Origin of the sequence: Streptomyces akebiae (assembly GCF_019599145.1) — a bacterium.
GTDB classification, from domain to species: domain Bacteria; phylum Actinomycetota; class Actinomycetes; order Streptomycetales; family Streptomycetaceae; genus Streptomyces; species Streptomyces akebiae.
The window spans coordinates 6,678,793-6,697,401 of the sequence record NZ_CP080647.1; the positions used below are offsets into that span (position 1 = coordinate 6,678,793).

14 protein-coding genes are annotated in these 18,609 nt (G+C 71.1%); 1 reads left to right on the forward strand and 13 read right to left on the reverse strand.

Annotated features, from left to right (window positions below):
* Window positions 1–128 precede the first annotated feature (128 nt).
* From K1J60_RS28835 to K1J60_RS28895, 13 genes are all read right to left on the reverse strand, one after another.
* Window positions 129–1,448: a PP2C family serine/threonine-protein phosphatase gene (locus tag K1J60_RS28835; protein WP_220648747.1), complete on the reverse strand. Its 1,320-nt coding sequence runs from the start codon at window positions 1,446–1,448 to the stop codon at window positions 129–131.
* On the reverse strand, window positions 1,449–4,223 hold the full coding sequence (locus tag K1J60_RS28840; RefSeq protein WP_220648748.1) for a serine/threonine-protein kinase: 2,775 nt from the start codon (window positions 4,221–4,223) through the stop codon (window positions 1,449–1,451).
* A complete protein-coding gene (locus K1J60_RS28845; protein WP_220648749.1) occupies window positions 4,220–5,545 on the reverse strand; it encodes a hypothetical protein in 1,326 nt (441 codons plus the stop codon). The genes K1J60_RS28840 and K1J60_RS28845 overlap by 4 nt, the downstream gene beginning before the upstream one ends.
* Before the next feature lie 67 nt (window positions 5,546–5,612).
* Window positions 5,613–6,647, reverse strand: a complete 1,035-nt coding sequence (locus tag K1J60_RS28850) for a glutamate ABC transporter substrate-binding protein (protein WP_259407961.1) — start codon at window positions 6,645–6,647, stop codon at window positions 5,613–5,615.
* Window positions 6,648–6,682: 35 nt separating this feature from the next.
* Window positions 6,683–8,167, reverse strand: a complete 1,485-nt coding sequence (locus tag K1J60_RS28855; RefSeq protein ID WP_220648751.1) for a hypothetical protein — start codon at window positions 8,165–8,167, stop codon at window positions 6,683–6,685.
* Between the two features lie 277 nt (window positions 8,168–8,444).
* Window positions 8,445–9,401 (reverse strand): N-acetylglucosamine kinase, encoded by a 957-nt coding sequence (locus K1J60_RS28860; protein WP_220651748.1) that lies wholly within the window; start codon window positions 9,399–9,401, stop codon window positions 8,445–8,447.
* Between the two features lie 86 nt (window positions 9,402–9,487).
* Window positions 9,488–10,753: a 6-phospho-beta-glucosidase gene (locus K1J60_RS28865; protein ID WP_220648752.1), complete on the reverse strand. Its 1,266-nt coding sequence runs from the start codon at window positions 10,751–10,753 to the stop codon at window positions 9,488–9,490.
* 7 nt (window positions 10,754–10,760) lie between these two features.
* On the reverse strand, window positions 10,761–11,660 hold the full coding sequence (locus K1J60_RS28870) for a carbohydrate ABC transporter permease (RefSeq protein WP_220648753.1): 900 nt from the start codon (window positions 11,658–11,660) through the stop codon (window positions 10,761–10,763).
* Window positions 11,660–12,601, reverse strand: a complete 942-nt coding sequence (locus K1J60_RS28875; RefSeq protein ID WP_220648754.1) for a carbohydrate ABC transporter permease — start codon at window positions 12,599–12,601, stop codon at window positions 11,660–11,662. The genes K1J60_RS28870 and K1J60_RS28875 overlap by 1 nt, the downstream gene beginning before the upstream one ends.
* Window positions 12,602–12,607: 6 nt before the next feature.
* On the reverse strand, window positions 12,608–13,945 hold the full coding sequence (locus K1J60_RS28880; RefSeq protein WP_220648755.1) for an ABC transporter substrate-binding protein: 1,338 nt from the start codon (window positions 13,943–13,945) through the stop codon (window positions 12,608–12,610).
* 181 nt (window positions 13,946–14,126) lie between these two features.
* Window positions 14,127–15,371, reverse strand: coding sequence for an ROK family transcriptional regulator (locus K1J60_RS28885; protein ID WP_220648756.1), 1,245 nt, complete (start codon window positions 15,369–15,371; stop codon window positions 14,127–14,129).
* Window positions 15,372–15,527: 156 nt separating this feature from the next.
* Window positions 15,528–16,361 carry a hypothetical protein gene (locus tag K1J60_RS28890; protein WP_220648757.1) on the reverse strand — a complete coding sequence of 278 codons (834 nt, stop codon included), beginning with the start codon at window positions 16,359–16,361 and terminating at the stop codon, window positions 15,528–15,530.
* Between the two features lie 259 nt (window positions 16,362–16,620).
* Window positions 16,621–17,157 carry an HNH endonuclease gene (locus K1J60_RS28895; protein WP_033526416.1) on the reverse strand — a complete coding sequence of 179 codons (537 nt, stop codon included), beginning with the start codon at window positions 17,155–17,157 and terminating at the stop codon, window positions 16,621–16,623.
* 314 nt (window positions 17,158–17,471) lie between these two features.
* Between K1J60_RS28895 and K1J60_RS28900 the strand changes: the two genes are divergently transcribed.
* Window positions 17,472–18,566, forward strand: coding sequence for a mechanosensitive ion channel family protein (locus K1J60_RS28900; protein WP_220648758.1), 1,095 nt, complete (start codon window positions 17,472–17,474; stop codon window positions 18,564–18,566).
* Window positions 18,567–18,609: the final 43 nt, after the last annotated feature.

The window sequence follows — 18,609 nt, forward strand, 5'->3', positions numbered from 1 at the left end:
CCCTAGCGGCCCCACAGCACGTGGGGTGATGACTGTGCGTGCCCGTACCCGGACCGGTCCCCTCCGGTCCGTCGGCCCTTCCCGTCCGGCCGCCGGGGTGCCCGCGAACATCCCGCCCGCGCGCACCCTCAGGCCGATCCTGCCCCCTGAGGCGGCGCCGGGAACGGCAGGATCGCCACTGTTACGTTGTCGTGGCCACCTCCGTCGAGAGCGCGGCCCACGAGGACCTGCGCGCAGTGCAACGGCCGCTCGGCCGCGTCCAGGGGCACGGCCTCGGCCATCTCCTCCGCGGCTTCCGCGTAGTTCCACAGCCCGTCGGTGCACACCACCACTACACCTGGCCGGTCCGGCTTGAAGGAAGCGGTGTGCGGCTCCAGTTCGTACGCGTCCGCGCCGAGCCAGCCGGTGATCGCGTGGGCGCGCTCGTCGGCGTACGCCTCGGCTTCGTTCATCAGTCCCGCGGACACCATCTGCGCCGCCCACGAGTCGTCCTCGGTGAGCCGGGCCGGGGGCGCGCTGCGGTCCACCGGCACCCAGTAGGCGCGGCTGTCGCCGACCCAGCCGACGACGAGCAGGCTCGGGGTGACGACGGAGCCGACGATGGTGCAGGCCGGCGCGTTCTGGTGCGGGGCGTGCTCCTGGGCCGTCTCCGGCTCCTCCGCCAGGGCGTTGACCGCGCTCGCGGCGGCGACGATCGCGTCGTGCATCGCCTGCTGCGGGTGGGTGCCGCGCGGCAGCGACTCCAGCACCGTCTCGTTGGCGGCGCGGGCCGCGGCGAACGAGGCGTCGTCGGGGCGGGTCGCGGACGACACGCCGTCGCAGACGATCGCGACGACCGCAGGGGAGCCGTCCGGCAGCGCGGTCGAGGAGATCGCGAACGAGTCCTCGTTGCGGTGGTGGCGCAGGCCCCGGTCGCTGACCGCGGCGACCGCGCCCAACTCCAGTTCCATGTGGTCGCGCTCGCGGGGTTGGGCGTGTCCGCAGTTCTCGCAGTAGCCGTCCCGGTCGACGTGGCCAGCGCGGCAGGCCACGCACACCTTCGTACCGGCCGGCGGGGTGGCGAGGTCGGTGGTGCGCGGGTCCGGCGGCTGGGGCGCGGCCAGCGGGTACTCGTCGGGCTCGTGGTGCCGGTCGAACCGTACCCCCCGCCCGGGTCCGGGCAGTTCGCCGCCGCCGGAGTCGGTGCCCTGTATGTCGGTGGGTCGGACCACCGGCGGGGGCGTGTCGGTGCTGGGTTCGGAGGCGACGGGCCAGTCCACGGGGGCGGCCTCGTCGGGCGCGGTGCCCGCCGTCCCGTTCATGGTGATGGTCGGCTGGTCCTCCGGCGGTGCGGGGACCGTCGAGAGGTCATGGCCGCACGCACCGCAGAAGCGGTCGTCCGAGGCGAGGGGCCACTCGCAGATCGGGCACTTCGTCAGCGCGGTCGGCTGGGGCATCTGCGACATCAACTACACCCACGTCCGGGGGCGGTAACGGTTGGCACGTTCCACCAGGTCGATCCTCTCCTCGCCGCCTTGGGCGAGCCGGGCCAAAGTGCGGTACGACCGCTCCAGTCCGAAGCGGAGTCCGCGCTCGTCCAGCGTGCTGCCGAGCAGCACCCGCTCGCCGGCCGGGGGCGCGGCACCCTGGCTCCCGGAGAGTACCCAGTCCAGGGCGCAGCCGAGGACCTCTGTGGACAACTGCTCGCGACGCACCGCGTCCAGACCGTACCCGCCGAGCGCCTCGACCTGCCCGGCGGCCGCGGTCAGATCGTCCAGGAAGGGGGCCTCCGACGCGGCTCCGCCCGCCGTGGCTCCCGCTCCGAGCGTCGCCTCCGTACGGTGTCTGAGCCGCGCCCGCACGGCGGCGACCCGGGCGGCGGTGTAGTGGATCGACGCCTCCGGTACGGACTCCAGGGTCCGGACGGCGTTCTCCCGGTCCCCGGCGGTCAGCCGCACCCGGGCGAGCCCGAACGCGGCGCTGACGAAGCTGGGGTCGGTCGTCCACACCAGGCGGTAGTACTCGGCGGCGTTGTCCAGCTGCCCCAGCACCTCGGCGCACAGGCCGAGGGCCAGCTTGGGGGCCGGCTCGCCCGGGAAGGCGTCGTAGATCGCGTCGAAGGAGAGCGCGGCGTTCTCGTGGTCGCCGGTGGCGAGCGCGGCCACGCCCCGGTACCAGACCACCCGCCAGTCGTCGGGGTGGTCCCGCTCCAGGGCGTCCAGGGTGGCCAGGGCGATGGTGAACTCGGCCATCTCCAGCCGGGCCCGCAGCTCGCGCAGCCGCAGCTCCAGCGAGCCGCTGGGGGCGGCGTGCAGCGCCGTGATCAGCTCGGTCGGCGCGGAGGTCATCAGCCCCGCCAGGAACCCGGCGTTCGGGTCCCCCGGGTCCACGCGCGGGACGGGCAGCGCGAGGGCCGCGGCGGCGGTGTCGAGCTGTCGGGTGAGCCGGGTGGGGACGGCCGCGCCGGCGGTCAGCAGGGCGGGCGTACCGGAAGGCGAACCGCCGTTCCCGGCGAGGGAGGCGGAAGGCGAACCGCCGTTCCCCGTGAGCGAAGCGGAAGGCGAACTCCCGTTCCCGGCGAGGGAAGCGGCAGGCGAACCACCCTTCCCCTCAAGGGAGCCGAAAAGCGAACCACCTTTCCCCGGCAGCGATCCGGAAGCCGAACCCCCGTTCCGCGCGGCAGCCGCCCTGCCTCGCCACAGCCCCCTCCCCACCGGAACCACCCGCGTCCCCAGCCGGGACACATCCCCGTCCAGCTTCGCGAACAGCTCCGTGTCCGTGACCTTCACCTCGGGCCCGAAGATCGTCGACAGGGCGGGACGGGCCCGTCCCGTCTGGAGGGAGACGACCTCCCGCAGCACACCCGTCAACTGCTCCGACATCTCCTGCGCGGAGGCGAACCGACGGGCCGGGTCGGGGTCGGTGGCACGTACGAGCAGCCGGTAGAAGGACTCGTACTGGCGGAAGACCTCGATGTTGTCGGGATCGGGCAGGGAGTCCACGAACACGTTCGTGTAGCCCTGGAAGTCGAAGGTGAGGACCGCGAGCGTCCGGGCGACCGTGTACAGGTCGGAGGCGACGGACGGGCCCACGTCGGCGACTTCGGGCGCCTGGTAGCCGACGGTGCCGTAGATGGCCGACTCGTCGTCGTCCATCCTGCGCACCGCGCCCATGTCGATCAGCTTGAGCTGGTCCTCGGTCTGGATCGCGTTGTCGACCTTGAAGTCGCAGTACAGCAGGTTGCGGCTGTGGAGGTGACCGAGCGCCTCCAGGGCCTCGATGCCGTACGCGCACGCCTGCTCGACCGGCAGCGGGTCGCGGCGGCCGTCCGTCGTGCGGCGGCCGTTGGCGATCTCCTTCAGCGACTTGCCGCCGACGTACTCCATGACGATGTACCCGTCCAGCGAGCCGGTGCGCTGGTCGAGGTGCTCGACGAAGTTGTAGATGCGGACGATGTTGGAGTGCTCGATCTCGGCGAGGAAGCGGCGCTCGGAGATCGCGGCGGCCATCGCGTCCTGGTCGCCGGTGTCCAGCAGGCCCTTCAGCACCACCCAGCGGTCCGACACCGCCCGGTCTATGGCCAGATAGATCCAGCCCAGACCGCCGTGTGCCAGACAGCCCACGACCTCGTACTGGCCGCGCACGATGTCGCCCGCGTGCAGTTTCGGCACGAAGGAGTACGGGTGGCCGCACTTGGTGCAGAAACCCTCCGTGCGCCCGGGCCGCTCACCGCGTGCCCGGCCGACCGGTGCCCCGCAGTCGGAGCGCGAGCAGAACCGCTTCCGCTCGGGCACCTCGGCGGTCTCCAGCACCATCGAGCGCGGGTCGGGACGTGGTACGTCGGGGACCTGGACCAGACCCACGCCGAGCCGCGCCCGCCCCGAGGTGCCGGAGGTCTTGCCGGAGCTGCGCACCGACACCGAGCGGCCCGTCGACCGGCCCGACAGGGCACGGGAGAGCCGGCCGGAGACCGAGCGCCGGGACTGCGAGGAGCGCGCGGACGAACGCGAGGAGCGCGTGCTGCTGGAACCGGAGCCGTGCGAGCCGCGCCCGCCCCCGGTGATGCCGGTGGGCGGGGAGTTGACCATGCCGCTCGTCGAGACGACCGGCGCCAGACCGCACTCGTCGCAGTACAGCTCGCCGCCGCCCACGTCCTCGTACGAACCCGAGCAACCGGGCCGCTGGCACGACTGCCGCGACGCCTCTTCGCCCGCCGGGCTCGCGCTCTCCTCTGTCCCACTCACGGCTGTTCCTCCCTTCGGTCCTGGGGCGCACGCTGGGGCGGCACCGACTGGCCCAGCAGTTCGGCGGCCGCATGCTGGTAGCGCAGCACCGCCATCTCGGCGACACGCAGATCGCAGGGGGCGCTCCACAGCATGCGCCGCGCCGCGTCGTACCGCTCGACCAGCAGCGAGTCCTCCGCGAACCCGTGCCGGGCGACCTTCGCCTTGTACGCGTCGAGTCGGCCGCGCAGCTCCGCGCGGACCGCCAGTGGCGCGGTGACCGCCGTCAACGACTCGCGGGCCCGCAGCAGTTCGTCGTCCGCCTTCTGCTCCAGGGACTCCAGGAGCGGGGAGAGCCGGTGCCACTGCGCGTGTCTGCGGTACTCCGCCGCCATCGCCAGCTGCTCCTGCAGCACCGTCGGCGGGCCGCTCACCACGGGCACCTCCGTCGCGGCGATCTTCGCCAGCACCTCACCGCGCGCGCTGCGCGCCTCGGCGAGCGTGCGGTCCGCACGGCTGAGGACGTCCCGCAGCTTCACCAGCCGGGCCTCCGCGTCCTGCCGGACCGTCAGCACGGCGTCGATCTCCCGCCGCACGTCCTCCAGGGCCCGTGCCTCGCGGTCGTACGTGGAGGTGTCCGGGCGGCCGCCACCGGGAGCCGAACTGCCCGGCGCGGGCACCCAGAAGGCCAGCGGGTCCGAGATGACCTGCTCACGGAGCCGGGTCAGGGTGCGGGTGATCCGCTCCAGGTCGTCGCCGGCCGGATGTTCGCCGGGGCGGACGCCCACGGAGTGCGCGAGGTGACGGGTGCGCTGGAGCTCGGCGGCCAGTAAATCGATTCTGGCGGGCAGCGCGGACCACACCGCGTCGGCGGCCACGACCATGTCCAGCGAGGACGCGTACAGGTCGTTCATCCGGTCCACCAGCGTGACCAGCGAGAACTGTTCGCTGAGCCGGGTCGTGCCCTGCAGCGTCGGCGCGTTCGCCATCGCCGTCGCGGAGCCGGCGACCGTGACCGCCTCGCCGCGCAGCAGTTCGGTCAGCTCCACCAGGTCCTCACGGCTGGACCAGCGGCGCCGCGAACGGATCTCCCGGGCGCTGCGCAACGCGTCCGAGTACGCGTCGAAGTACGCCCACAGCAGCGTGATCGACGCCTCCGCGGCGCTCCAGCGCTCCTTGGTGACGCCGGTCAGCTCGGCGCCTTCGAGCAGCCTGCGGCCCGCGTGGTCCTGAAGGGCGAGCAGCGAGGTCTCGATGGCCTCGTGCTCCGCGCCGAGCCGCGCGAGCGCACGGTCCACCTCGTCCCGGTCCATCACCGGCCCGGTGGATCCCGCGACGCCCATCGATCACCTCTCGCTGCTGTCGGTGTCCGTCAGTTGAATGCGGCCCTCGTACGTCGGTCCCGGTCGGTCAGTCTCTGTACTGCTGGGGGGAAGGCGGCCGGGACTGCGCCGAGTCGTCGCCGAGCGTCCCGGAGAGCCACGTGTCGTACGAGTCCTGCCAGCCGTCCTTGAGGTAGTCCACCAGCACCTGATTGACCCGGCGTACCAGATCCGCGTCCTTCAGGTTCATCGCCACGCCGTAGTACTCGGTGGTGAACGGAGCGCCCTTCAGATCGACCGTCGGATCCTGCGCCGCCTGACTCGCTGCGAGCGCTCCGTCGGTCACCACGGCGTCGACCTCGCCGAGTTGGAGCCGCACCAGGCAGTCGAGTTGGTTGGGGACGGTCAGGGAGATGTCGGCGGAGGCGGGCAGCTTGCCCGACTTCTTGCCCGCCTCAAGGGTGGACCAGGCGGTGGAAGTGGCCGCCGTGCAGATCTTCTTGCCCGCCAGCGTCTTGCCGTAGCCCTTGATCGTCGAGGACTTGGGGGCCAGGACCTGCTGCCCGGTCTTGAAGTACGGCTGGGAGAAGGCGACATCCTTCATGCGGTCGCAGCTGATCGTCATGGTGCGGACCACCATGTCGACGATCCCGTCCTGGAGCGCGGGAATGCGCTGGCTGGTGGGAATCGCGCGGAAACGGACCTTGTCCCGATCGCCCAGTATCTCCTCGGCGATGCGGTGCACGATGTCGATGTCGAAGCCCTCCAACTCGGCCTCGTCCTTGCTGCTGTTCGGATCGCGGTAGCCCCAGCGGAAGCTGTTCTGGTCGACGCCGACCGTGAGGACGTCGTTGTTCCTGATCCGCTCGATCGCCGGGCCGGACTCGTTCGAGGAGGGCCTCGGGCTCTGGTTCTCCGGGTCCTTCATGGTGTCGCACTCGTCCGCCCGCACCTGCGTGCCCCGGGCCACCCCCTGACCCCCGGTGCCCGTCGCGCCGTCGCCGCGGGTGCCCTTCACCGGCAGCACCAGGGCGAAGACCAGGGTCAGGGCGCAGAGGACAGCCATCGCGCCCACGCCGCCCCAGCCCTTGAGACCGGCCCGCAGGCGCCGTACCGCGTTCATCGCTCCTCCTTCCACCGAGTCTCCTCCCGCCGTCGTCACCGGTACTCCGAAAGCCTGCGCCCGATGCCCAGCACCGCGCCGGCCGCGCCCAGCACGGCCAGTACGGCGGCACCCACGGGGAGCCCGAGCATCGCGTCACGGCCACCCTGGGCCGCCGTGAGGAACTCCCGCTTCTCGTACGCGCTCGCGATGCCCAGGTTCTTGTCGACCTCGTCGAAGCACTCACCGGTCGGCTTGTCGCCGTCCGGGCAGTCGGTCGTGGACCGGCCGCCGATCACCTGGTCGAGAGCGCACTGGTAGTCGCCCTTGTCGTCGGCGGCGCGGGCGTTGTCGTGCCGGTCGCGCCACTCCTCCATGCCCGCGCCGGCGGCCCGTACGGGGTTCTTGCCGCTGTCGTCGTCGGCGAGTCGCTCGGCGGCGGCCAGCTGCTTCTCCAGGGTGGCCATCTCCAGCCCGAAGTTGTGGTCGAACTCGTCCACGGCACGGGGTTCGCCGTCGACCGTGATCTCGGTGGTCTGCGCACCCCGGCTGATCAGCGTCAGGTTCTCGTTGCCCCGGGCCCTGAGGGAGGCGATGCGAGCGTCGTTCAGCGCGGTCAGCGAGCGCACGCCGCTGTCGTAGGAGTCGTTCAGGCCCGAGCGGGCGACGGTGTGCCCTACGGCCAGCCAGAGCAGGACGACCGTGGAGGCGGCTGTCGCGGCGACCATGCCGTGGTTCAACACTCGGTTGGTGCGACGGTAGTTGCGCCGCTGGGCCCAGACCAGGCCACCGATGGCAACCGCACCGAGAGCGATCGCGGCCCATGGATACGACGTGGCGTCGGCGTAGTCGTCACGCAGCCGCTCGTTCTCGTTGTCGTAGATCTCCTTGGCCTTCGGGAGCATCTGGTTCTGCATCTTGTCGTTGGCGTAGCGCAGGTAGGCGCCGCCCAGCGGATAGCCCAGCCGGTTGTTGGCCCGGGCCCGCTCGACCAGGCCCTTGTACTCCGGGAGCAGGGCGTTGAGTTCGGCGACGCGCTTCTCGGAGTTCGAGCCGGTCTCCGAGGCCGAGGCGGCGATCGCCAGGTTGTCGGCCGCCTCCTTGATCTCCCCCTCGTACTCGTCGCGGGACTGCTTCGTCTCCTGCCCGCCCGCGAGGAAGCCGCTGGAGGCGGCGGTGTTCGCGTCGGCGAGGGAGCTGTAGATGTCGGCCGCCGCCGAGCTGAGCGGCTGGCTGCCGTGGAGCACGTCGTCGGCGGCGGCCGCGCGGTCGTTCATCTGCCAGGCGGTGACGGAGCCGAACGCGACGACCAGGAGCGCGAGGACGGCGCCGATGATGCGCAGTCGGCCCGGCTCGGTCGTCGCGGCGGCGCGCAGCCGGTCGGCGCCCTCGGCGAACGCGGTCCGGCGGGGCGGCCCGCCGTCCGGGGCCGGAGGCGGCACGGGGGACCTCGACCCGGGTGTGGCCTGAGGCGGCACGGTGGGACCCGGGCCCGTGGGTGGTGCCGTCGGTGCCGCGCTGCCCTCCGGCGTGAATGTCACCTGACCTCCCCCTGGTCATCCGTCCATCGCTTCCGCCCGCTCGCACGGACAGAGGTGCACGGCCGCCAGTATCGCCGTCGGGACTGACAACGCACAGACCTTGACTCGATCTTGTTCCCCGATCGTGTCCGTAGGCGCTGTCCTTGTCGAATTCCGGCGCGGCACAAGGCTTCCCGCACCACCCCCTGCCCATGAATACGCGGTTCGTTCGGGTTCGGTTCCCTGGGGGTTCGAACGCGTTCGAGGGGGAGATCCGGAGGGTGGCGCGGGGGTGGGGTCAGCCTCTCTCGTAGTGCGCCCGCACGCGCGCGTGCACGCCGCGCGGCGCGCCCACGTGATCGAGGCCGAGCAGCGCCGCGCCCAGCACCGGGGCGGCCGTGACCACCCGGGGAACGGCCTTGGGCGCGGCGGCGGCCAGCGCCTCGCGGATCCGGGCGTCGAGGAGGGGGTGCCGGGTGGCGAGGACACCGCCGCCGAGGAGGACGGGGGTCTCCTCGCCGAGGAGGTCCAGGCGGGTCAGGGCCACCGTCGCCATGGCCACCACCTCCTCGGCCATACGGTCCACCAGCGAGCGGGCCACCGGGTCGCCGCCGGTGGCCGTGGCGAAGAGGACCGGGGTCAGCTCATGGCGGCGGACGGCCGGGATGTGCCCCAGGTGCAGGGCCTCGACCAGGGCGTACACGGAGTCCAGGCCGAAGTGCGCGGGCAGCGTCTCGGCGAGTGCCGTGGGACCGCCCCGGCCGTCCTCGGCACGGGCCGCGTGCCACATCGCCTCCTCGGCCAGGCCCCAACCGCCGCCCCAGTCCCCGGAGATACGCCCCAGCGCGGGGAAGCGGGCGGTGCGGCCGTCCGGGCGCATGCCGACGCAGTTCACGCCGGCACCGCACACCACGGCCACGCCCCGGGGCTCGGCCACGCCGGCCCGCAGGATCGCGAAGGTGTCGTTGCGGACCTCGACGGTCGTGCCCCACGCGCGCGTGCGCAGCGCCGCCGCCAGTCCCTGCTCCTCCACGGGGAAGTCGGCGTTCGCGAGGCACGCCGAGACATGGTCGACCGAGCCGACGCCGGCCTCGGCGAAGGCCCGCCGTACGACGTCCGCGAGGCCGTCGACCGCTACGGTCACCCCGACCGTCGGCGGCTGGAACCCGCCGCCGCGCGCCGTGCCCATCACCTCCCCGTCGGGCGCGATCACGGCCACGTCGGTCTTGCTGTTGCCCGCGTCGACGGCGAGCACGCTCCCGCGCCCGCCGTCACGCCCGCGTACGCCCGCGCCCGGATCGGGGTGGGCGCCCGCGGTCGAACTCCCGCGCACGCCGTCGCTCATGCCCACGCGAGGTGCTCCCGGTTGTGTGCGAGCAGCCGGTCGGTGAGGGTCTCGGCGTACGCGTACTGGCCGATCAGGGGATGGGAGAGCAGGGCCCGGAAGACCCGGTCCCGGCCGCCGCGCAGGGCCGCGTCGAGGGCCAGGTCCTCGTAGGCGGTCACGTTCGCCATCAGGCCCGCGTACAGCGGATCCACGGTGGGTACCGGCAGCGGCTCCGCGCCGTCCGGGCCCACGGCGGCCTGCACCTCGATCACCGCGTCCGCGGGCAGGAACGGCAGCGTGGAGCCGTTGACGGTGTTGACCACCTGGTACGGGCTGCCCCCGTCGCCCAGCAGTGACGCGGCGAGGTCCACGGCCGCCTCCGAGTAGAAGGCCCCGCCCCGCCGGGCGAGCAGCGCGGGCTTCTCGTCGAGCGCCGGGTCTGCGTACATCTCCAGCAACTCCCGCTCCATCGCGGCCACCTCGGCGGCCCGCGAGGGCTTGGCACCCAGCTCCCGTACGACCTCGTCGTGGGCGTAGTAGTAGCGCAGGTAGTAGGACGGGACCACGCCGAGGCGGTCCAGGACCGGGCGGGGCAGGCGCAGGTCGGCCGCGATCGCCTCGCCGTGGTCGGCCAGCAGCTTCGGCAGGACGTCCTCGCCCGTGGGGCCACCGAGGCGGACCCCGGTCTCCCAGGTGAGGTGGTTGAGGCCCACGTGGTCCAGGTGCACCTCGGCCGGGGCCACACCGAGACGCGCGGCGAACTTCCGCTGCAGGCCGATCGCCACGTTGCACAGGCCGACCGCTTTGTGGCCGGCCCGGAGCAGGGCGCGGGTCACGATCCCCACCGGGTTGGTGAAGTCGATGATCCAGGCGTCCGGGTTGGTCCGGCGCACTCGCTCGGCGATGTCCAGGACGACCGGGACCGTGCGCAGCGCCTTCGCCAGGCCGCCCGCGCCGGTGGTCTCCTGCCCGACGCAACCGCACTCCAGCGGCCAGGTCTCGTCCCGCTCCCGGGCGGCCTGGCCGCCGACGCGCAGCTGGAGCAGCACGGCGTCCGCGCCCTCGACGCCCCGGTCCAGGTCACCGGTGGTGACGATCCGGCCCGGGTGCCCCTGCCGGGCGAAGATCCGGCGGGCCAGCCCGCCGACCAGCTCCAGCCGGTCGGCGGCCGGATCGACGAGCACCAGCTCCTCGATCGGCAGCGTGTCCCTGAGCCGGGCGAACCCGTCGACGAGTTCGGGAGTGTAGGTCGACCCTCCGCCGACCACGGTGAGCTTCATAGCTGTATCAACCCTTTACTCCGGTCAGGGTGACGCCTTCGACGAACGCCTTCTGGGCGAAGAAGAACACGAGGATCACCGGGGCCATGACCAGCACGGTCGCGGCCATGGTCAGGTTCCAGTCGGTGTGGTGCGCGCCCTTGAAGGACTCCAGGCCGTAACTGAGCGTCCAGGCGGCCGGGTTCTCGGAGGCGTAGATCTGCGGTCCGAAGTAGTCGTTCCAGGCGTAGAAGAACTGGAACAGGGCGACGGCCGCGATGCCGGGCTTCGCCATCGGCAGGACGACCCGCAGCAGGGTGCGCAGTTCGCCGCAGCCGTCGACCCGGGCCGCGTCCAGGTACTCGTTGGGGATGGTCATCAGGAACTGGCGCAGCAGGAAGATGGAGAACGCGTCCCCGAACGCCATCGGGATGATCAGCGGCCACAGCGAACCGGACAGGTCCATCTGCTTGGCCCAGAACAGGTACATCGGGATCACCACGACCTGCGGCGGCAGCATCATCATCGAGATGACCAGCATCAGCGCCAGATTACGGCCCCGGAAGCGGAACTTGGCGAGTGCGTACGCCACGGGGAGGGACGACACGACGGTGAGGACCGTGCCGAGGCCCGCGTAGACCAGGGTGTTCCGCCACCAGGTCAGGAAGCCGGGGGTGTCGAGGACCTGGCGGTAGTTGCCCCACTCCCAGGTGTCCGGGATCAGATCGCGGGTGAGTGCCTGCTGATCGCTCATCAGCGAGGTCAGCACCACGAAGACGAAGGGCAGGGTGAAGAAGAGCGCGGCGGCCACGCCCAGTGAGTGGACGGCGATCCACTCCAGCAGGGCCCGGCGGCGGGCGGTCCGCTCGCTGTCGGGGGCCGCCACCGTCGTGACGGGCTTGTCGCGTACGTCCAGTACCTGGGTCATCAGTCACCCGCTCCGATCAGTCCGCCCCGGCGCCGCATCAGCAGCGCGGTGAACACCATCGACAGGGCGAACAGCACGAGGGCGACCACACAGGCGGCGCCGTAGTCGAAGCGCTGGAAGCCCAGGTTGTAGACGAGCTGAGGCAGCGTCAGGGTCGACTTGTCCGGGTAGCCCGGCTCGAACTGCTGCCCGGAGCCGCCGATGATGCCGGAGGCGACCTTCCCGGCCACCAGGGGCTGCGTGTAGTACTGCATGGTCTGGATCACGCCCGTGACCACGGCGAACATCACGATCGGCGAGATGCTCGGCAGCGTCACGAACCGGAACCGCTGCCAGGCCGAGGCCCCGTCCAGTTCGGCGGCCTCGTACTGCTCCTTGGGGACGTCGAGCAGCGCGGCCATGAAGATCACCATCAGGTCGCCCACGCCCCACAGCGCGAGGGCGGTGAGCGCCGGCTTGGACCAGGCCGGGTCGGTGAACCAGCCGGGCGTCGGCAGGCCCAGTCCGTCGAGGACCGAGTTGACCGGCCCGGTCCCGGGGTTGAGGAGGAAGACGAAGGCCAGCGTCGCGGCGACCGGCGGGGCGAGGTACGGCAGATAGAAGAGGGTGCGGAAGACACCCGCCCCGGTTTTGATCTTGGTGATCAGCAGACCGACGCCGAGCCCGAAGAGCACCCGGCAGGTGACCATGATCAGCACCAGCCAGAGCGTGTTGCGCAGGGCCGGCCAGAACATCGGGTAGTCGTGGAAGACGTAGGACCAGTTGCCGAGGCCGCGGAACTGGGGGGCGCCGAAGCCGTCGTACTTCATGAAGGAGAAGTAGACGGTGGACACCAGGGGATAGGCGAAGAAGACGCCGAACCCGATGAGCCACGGTGACAGGAAGGCCACCGTTCGAAGCGCCGACCTGCGGCGCTTCGCGCGGAGAGTGAGCGTGGACACCGGGCGCTACTTCGCCTGCGCGATGTCGGTGTCGATCTGCTTCGCGGTCTTCTCCAGGCCCTTCTGGAGGTCCGTCACCTTGCCGGACTCGTACTGGTAGCCGAAGTCCTGCAGCGTCGTCTGGTACGTGGAGCCGTTGACGGAGGCCGGCGGAGTGTTCGAGTGCTCGTTCTGGGCGATGTCCAGGAAGGTCTGGAAGCCCTCGTCCACCTTCAGGTCGGGCGACTTCAGGGCCGCGAACGTGGACGGCACGTTGTGGATGGCGTTGGCGAAGGAGACGACGGCCCCGGTGTCGGTCGTCAGGTACTTCACCAGCTCCCAGGCGGCGTTCTGCTTCCGGCTCTGCGGGGCGATGCCGATGATCGTGCCGGAGAGGAAGCCCTTGCCGTACTCGTCCACCTCGTCGTCGGCCACGGGCATCGGCGCGGTGCCGATCTCGAAGTCGGTCCCGGCCGCCTCGGCCATCCCGAGCCGCCACTCACCGTCGAGCTGCATGGCCACCTGGCCCGTCTGGAACGGGTGCTTGGCCCCCCACTCGTCACCGAAGGTGTTCCGGTACTTCTCCAGCTTCGCGAAGCCGCCGAGCGATTCCACCAGCTTCTTCTGGTACGTGAACATCTCCGCGAACGCCGGGTCCTTGGCGATGTTCGACTTGCCGTCAGCGTCGAAGTAGGCGTGGTCCCACTGCGACATGTAGTGGTCCACCACCGTTTCGTAGCCGTGGTAGTTCGGCATGAAGCCCAGCTGGGAGTAGCCGTCGCCCTTGGTCTTGGTCAGCTTCTTCGCGACCTTCGCGAACTCCGACCACGTCTTCGGCGGAGCCTTGACGCCGGCCTTCTCGAACGCGTCCTTGTTGTAGTACAGCCCGTACGCGTCCCCGAGCAGCGGCAGCGCGCACCGGGTGCCCTCGAACTGCGTGTAGTCCAGCATCGGCTTCGGGATGATCTTGTCGAGGTCGAGCTTCGACTTCTCGATGAAGGGCTTCAGATCGGCGAAGGCTCCGGAGGAGCAGAACTTGCCGATGTTGGACGTGGTGAACGAGGACACGACGTCCGGCCCCTTCGAACCGCCCGCCCGCAGCGCCTGGTTGAGCTTGTCGTCGTTGATGTTCCCGACGACCTTCACCGTGATGTTCGGGTGCTCCTTCTCGAACCGGTCCACATTCGCCTGGATCGCCTTCGCCTCGCCGGGCGCGCTCCACCCGTGCCAGAAGGTGATCGTCGTCTTGGCGTTCGGGTCGTCGGAGGCGGTGGACCCGGACTGCCCCGTACAGGCGGTGGCGAGGAGCGCGAGGGAGGCGGTGGCGGCGAGGGTGATCGCCGCGTTCTTGGATATTCCGGACATGGCAGGGTCTCCTGAGGGAAGGAAGGGTGATCTGGGAGGGGAAGGGCGCGCCCCGGGCGATTCAGGGGCGCGGGGCTGTATCGATGTGCGGCTCCGCCGCGTGGGCGCGACCCGCCACGACGGACCGGAGGTCTGTGAACGACCTGGAGAGCACTGGAGAGCAGGCGTGGGCGGCCCGGACTCAGCGGAGCGTCAACGTGTCGAAGACTTCGTCGCGGGTCGTCGCGAGGGCACTCTCCAACGCCCCCCGCAGCACGGGCTGTTCGAGTACGGCACCGAGGACGAGCCGCGGCCGGGCGGCGGCCAGCTCTCCCAGCTCGGCCTCCACGAGAGCCCGCAACGGCTCCCCGCCGGAGACCAGCGCCGAACCGCTGAGGACGATCAGCTCGGGGTCGAGCACGGACACGAGCGAGGCCAGTCCGGTCGCGACGCCTGTGGCGTACGTGGCCAGAAGTTGACGGTGAGGGCCGGAGTCGACCTCGGCCGCACGGGCGACGAGCGCCGCCGCGACCTCGGCGTACGGCCCCTCGGGGAGGTCGGAGATCCCCAGCTCGCGGGCGAGCCGGGGAATGATCTGCGAACCGGCGAGCTCCTGGAAGCCGCCGCTGTTCGCCTTGGTGACATGGCGGACCAGCGGTACCCCGGGGACCGGCAGGAAGCCGACCTCGCCGGCACCCCCGGTGAACCCCCGGTGCAGCCGCCCGCCGAGGACGACCGCGGCGCCGAGGCCGCCCTCGTTCCACAGCAGGACGAAGTCGTCGTGGCCCTTGGCCGCGCCCAGCCGCTGTTCGGCCAGCGCGGCGAGGTTCACGTCGTTCTCGTACTCCACCGGCATCGGCAGCGCGGCGGCGAGTTCGTCGAGGAGGGCGGGGGAGTGCCAACCGGGCAGGTGCGAGGCGTACCGCAGCCGACCGGTGGTGGGGTCGAAGGCGCCCGGCGTGCCGATGACCAGCCGGTGCACGTCGGACCGGGTGAGTCCGGCGGCCTTGACCGCCCCGTCGAGGGCGGTGGTGACCTGCCGTACGACGGGTTCGGCGGGGTGGCGTCCGGGGGTGGGGACGGCGTGCTCGCCCACCGTGCGGCCGGTGATGTCGGCGACGGCGGCCAGGACGCGTTCGGGGGTGACGTCGAGGCCGGCGGCGTACGCGGCGGTCGGGTCGACCGCGTAGAGCTGGGCGTTGGGGCCGGGTCGGCCCGTACCCGATTCGCTGCCGCCGGGGCCGCCGTCGCGGGGTCCGTCCCCGCCGGTGCCCGTGGCGACCACGAGTCCGGCGGCTTCGAGGCGGGCCAGGAGCTGAGAGGCGGTCGGCTTGGACAGCCCCGTCAGCCTGCCGAGCCGGGTCCGGGAGAGCGGTCCGTGCTCCAGCAGCAGATCGAGTGCGGCGCGGTCGTTCATGGCGCGCAGTACGCGAGGGGTTCCTGCCATGGGTCCGCCACCTGCCCAACTGTTAGGAAAGTTTCCTATCGGATGCCAGGACGATAGGACTAGACCAGGCGAGCGTCAATATCCGGCCATGAAAAAAGCCCCCGGGCGGCGGAGTCGTCGCCCGGGGACCGGATGCCCGCGTCGCGGGCGGTGGTGCTACTTCACGTCGACGTAGTCCGCCGCGGACGTCTTCGCCGTGGTGGTGGACGTACCGGCGAACTTGTAGCGGTACGAGCCGTCCTTCGACGCCTTCACGGTGGTGGACAGGGCCCCGCCCGCGCCGGAGGTCACCGTCTTGACGTCGGTGTAGGCGGTGGCACCCTTCGCCTTGAACTGCAGGGTGACCTTCTGGCCCTTGTAGCCCGCGTACGTACCGGTGTTCCAGTCGGCACGGGTGAGCTTGCCCTTGACGGTCAGGGTGCGGCCCTTGACGGCCGGCTCCGGGGTGGCGTTGACGGTGACCCTGGAGATCCGCTGGAGCTTGGCGGTGCCGAGGTTGCCCCACACGTCGATGCCGGTGTGGAGGCTGATGTGGCCGTCGGACTCGTCGAGGTCGATCGCCGTCTGGCTGTAGAGGGCGGCGGCCTTCCAGGTGGTGGCGTCCGCGGCCGTGTAGAGGTTGTCCCGCGGGTCGATGGTCAGTTTCGCCGCGCAGGACTCGGTCACCGTGGTGTCCGTCGTCGCGGTCGTGGTGCAGACGGGCTTCGAGCCGGCCTCGACGGCGTTGTCGGTCTCCGCCAACGGGCCCCGGTAGAGGGCGACTATCAGGAAGTTGTTCTTGTAGTCGATGACGAGGTCGTCCGGCCTGGTGAAGCTGTACGTGACCGGCACGGTCACCGCGGCCCTGGTCCCGACCGCGATCGGCTTGCCGTTGTTGACCGTGACGGCACCGAAGGTCAGATCCGGCGAGTCGGCCAGCGCGGCGGGCGCGGCCAGGCCGGTGAGAGCCAGGGCGCCGGACACGGCGGCGCTGATGGCGAGCTTGCGCATGAGTCCCCACATTCGCAGCGGGCCCCTGGGCGTTGCGCTCCAGAACAAGGGCCCGCTGATGGGGTGACACTAGGCGATCATGGGTGCGGAGGGAATGCGGGGTACCTGTGAAGGCGGTGAAGAAGACGCAGGTCAACCGGACGCGGGCGTTCCGGAAGGCTCCTTGTCGACGGCCGACTGCAGGCGGCCGACTGCAGGCGGCCGCAGGGTGCCGGGTGCCCCGCGGCGAGGGCGCCCGGCCATGCAAAAACCCGGACCGTCAGGCGGAGATGCCGTCGATCCGGGCCAACGCGTCGTCCGCGCCGTACGGCTGCAGGTAGGGCAGCCAGCGCGGGTCCCTATGGCCCGTGCCGATGATGCGCCAGGCCAGCCCGGTGGGCGGTGCGGGTTTGTGGCGGAGCCGCCAGCCGATCTCGACGAGATGGCGGTCGGCCTTGACGTGGTTGCAGCGGCGGCACGACGCGACGACGTTGTCCCAGACGTGCTTGCCCCCGCGGCTGCGCGGGATGACGTGGTCGACGCTGGTTGCGACGCCACCGCAGTACATGCACCGGCCCCCGTCGCGGGCGAACAGCGCCCTACGGGTCAGAGGAACGGGCCCCCGATAGGGAACCCGGACGAATCGCTTGAGCCGGACCACGCTGGGTGCGGGGACTGTGACGGTCGCGCTGTGCAGATAGGCGCCGGATTCTTCCAGGGAGACGGCTTTGTTCTCCAGGACGAGGACGAGCGCGCGGCGGAGCGGTACGACGCCGAGCGGCTCGTACGACGCGTTGAGGACCAGGACGTGCGGCACGGATGCCTCCTTGTACGCCGGCGGCGCGTGGCTCGCGCCGTGGACGATCCGTAGTCAGTCTCTCCTCCGGCCTGGTGGAAGCGCCACCATGTCCCGGTAACGGGCTGGGAGTGTTTTCGACCACACCTCATTCATCCCCCGCCGCGTGCGCCCTTCACTCCCTGGTGAGCGCCTTGTCTCCCTCGAACATGGCGACGACCTCCACACAATGCCCCGTTAGTGTGGTGGGTCTGCCCGTCCGGTGACCCATCCGTGACCTGACGGATCTTGACCGCCGCACCGGAGGGCAGATATCGCACCTGGAGGTATCCGCCGTGTCGTCCGTTTCTTCCCTGCCCCTCCTACTGGCCGCCGCCACGCCGTCGCCGTCCCCCTCGGAGACGGCGACGACACCGGCCGTGCCGTCGCTGGAGGACGCCCAGGAGAGCGCGACCAACGCCGCCAGCTGGGTGGAGGAGAACTGGTCCACATGGCTGGCCATCGGTCTCCGCGTCCTGCTGATCGTGGTCATAGCGGCGGTGCTGAGAGTGTTCGTCCGGCGGGCGATCACCAAGCTCATAGACCGGATGAACCGCTCCGTCCCCGGCGTCGAGGGCGGCACTCTCGGCGGTCTGCTGGTCAACGTGGAGCGCCGCCGGCAGCGCTCCCAGGCCATCGGTTCGGTCCTGCGCTCGGTCGCGTCCTTCCTGATCCTGGGTACCGCCGCCCTGATGGTCCTCGCCACCTTCGAGATCAACCTGGCCCCGCTGCTGGCCTCCGCCGGTGTCGCGGGCGTCGCCATCGGTTTCGGCGCCCGGAACCTGGTCACGGACTTCCTCTCCGGCGTCTTCATGATCCTGGAGGACCAGTACGGCGTCGGTGACACCGTCGACGCGGGCGTCGCCTCCGGCGAGGTCATCGAGGTCGGCCTGCGCGTCACCAAGCTGCGCGGCGACAACGGTGAGATCTGGTACGTCCGCAACGGCGAGGTCAAGCGCATCGGCAACCTCTCCCAGGGCTGGGCCACGGCCGGCGTCGACGTCACCGTCCGCTACGACGAGGACCTCGACAAGGTCCGCCGCACCCTGATGGAGGTCAGCGAGGCGATGAGCAGGGAGGAGCCGTGGAACGAGCTCCTGTGGGGCCCCATCGAGGTCCTCGGCCTCGACGACGTGCTCCTGGACTCGATGGTCGTCCGCGTCTCCGCCAAGACGATGCCCGGCAAGGCCCTCACGGTCGAACGCGAGCTGCGCTGGCGCATCAAGAAGGCGTTCGACGGGGCCGACATCCGCATCGTGGGCGGGGCGCCGGCCGCCGCGGCCGACGACACGGACGACCCGAGCGCCGCGGTGTCCGCCCCGTCGGTCTACGCCAACACGGCCTCGCCCCAGTCGGAACGGGCGACGCCGATCGCGCCGGCGGCGAAGTAGGCGGCATCACTCCCGGTGCCGCCGCACTGGGTCAGCACACTCG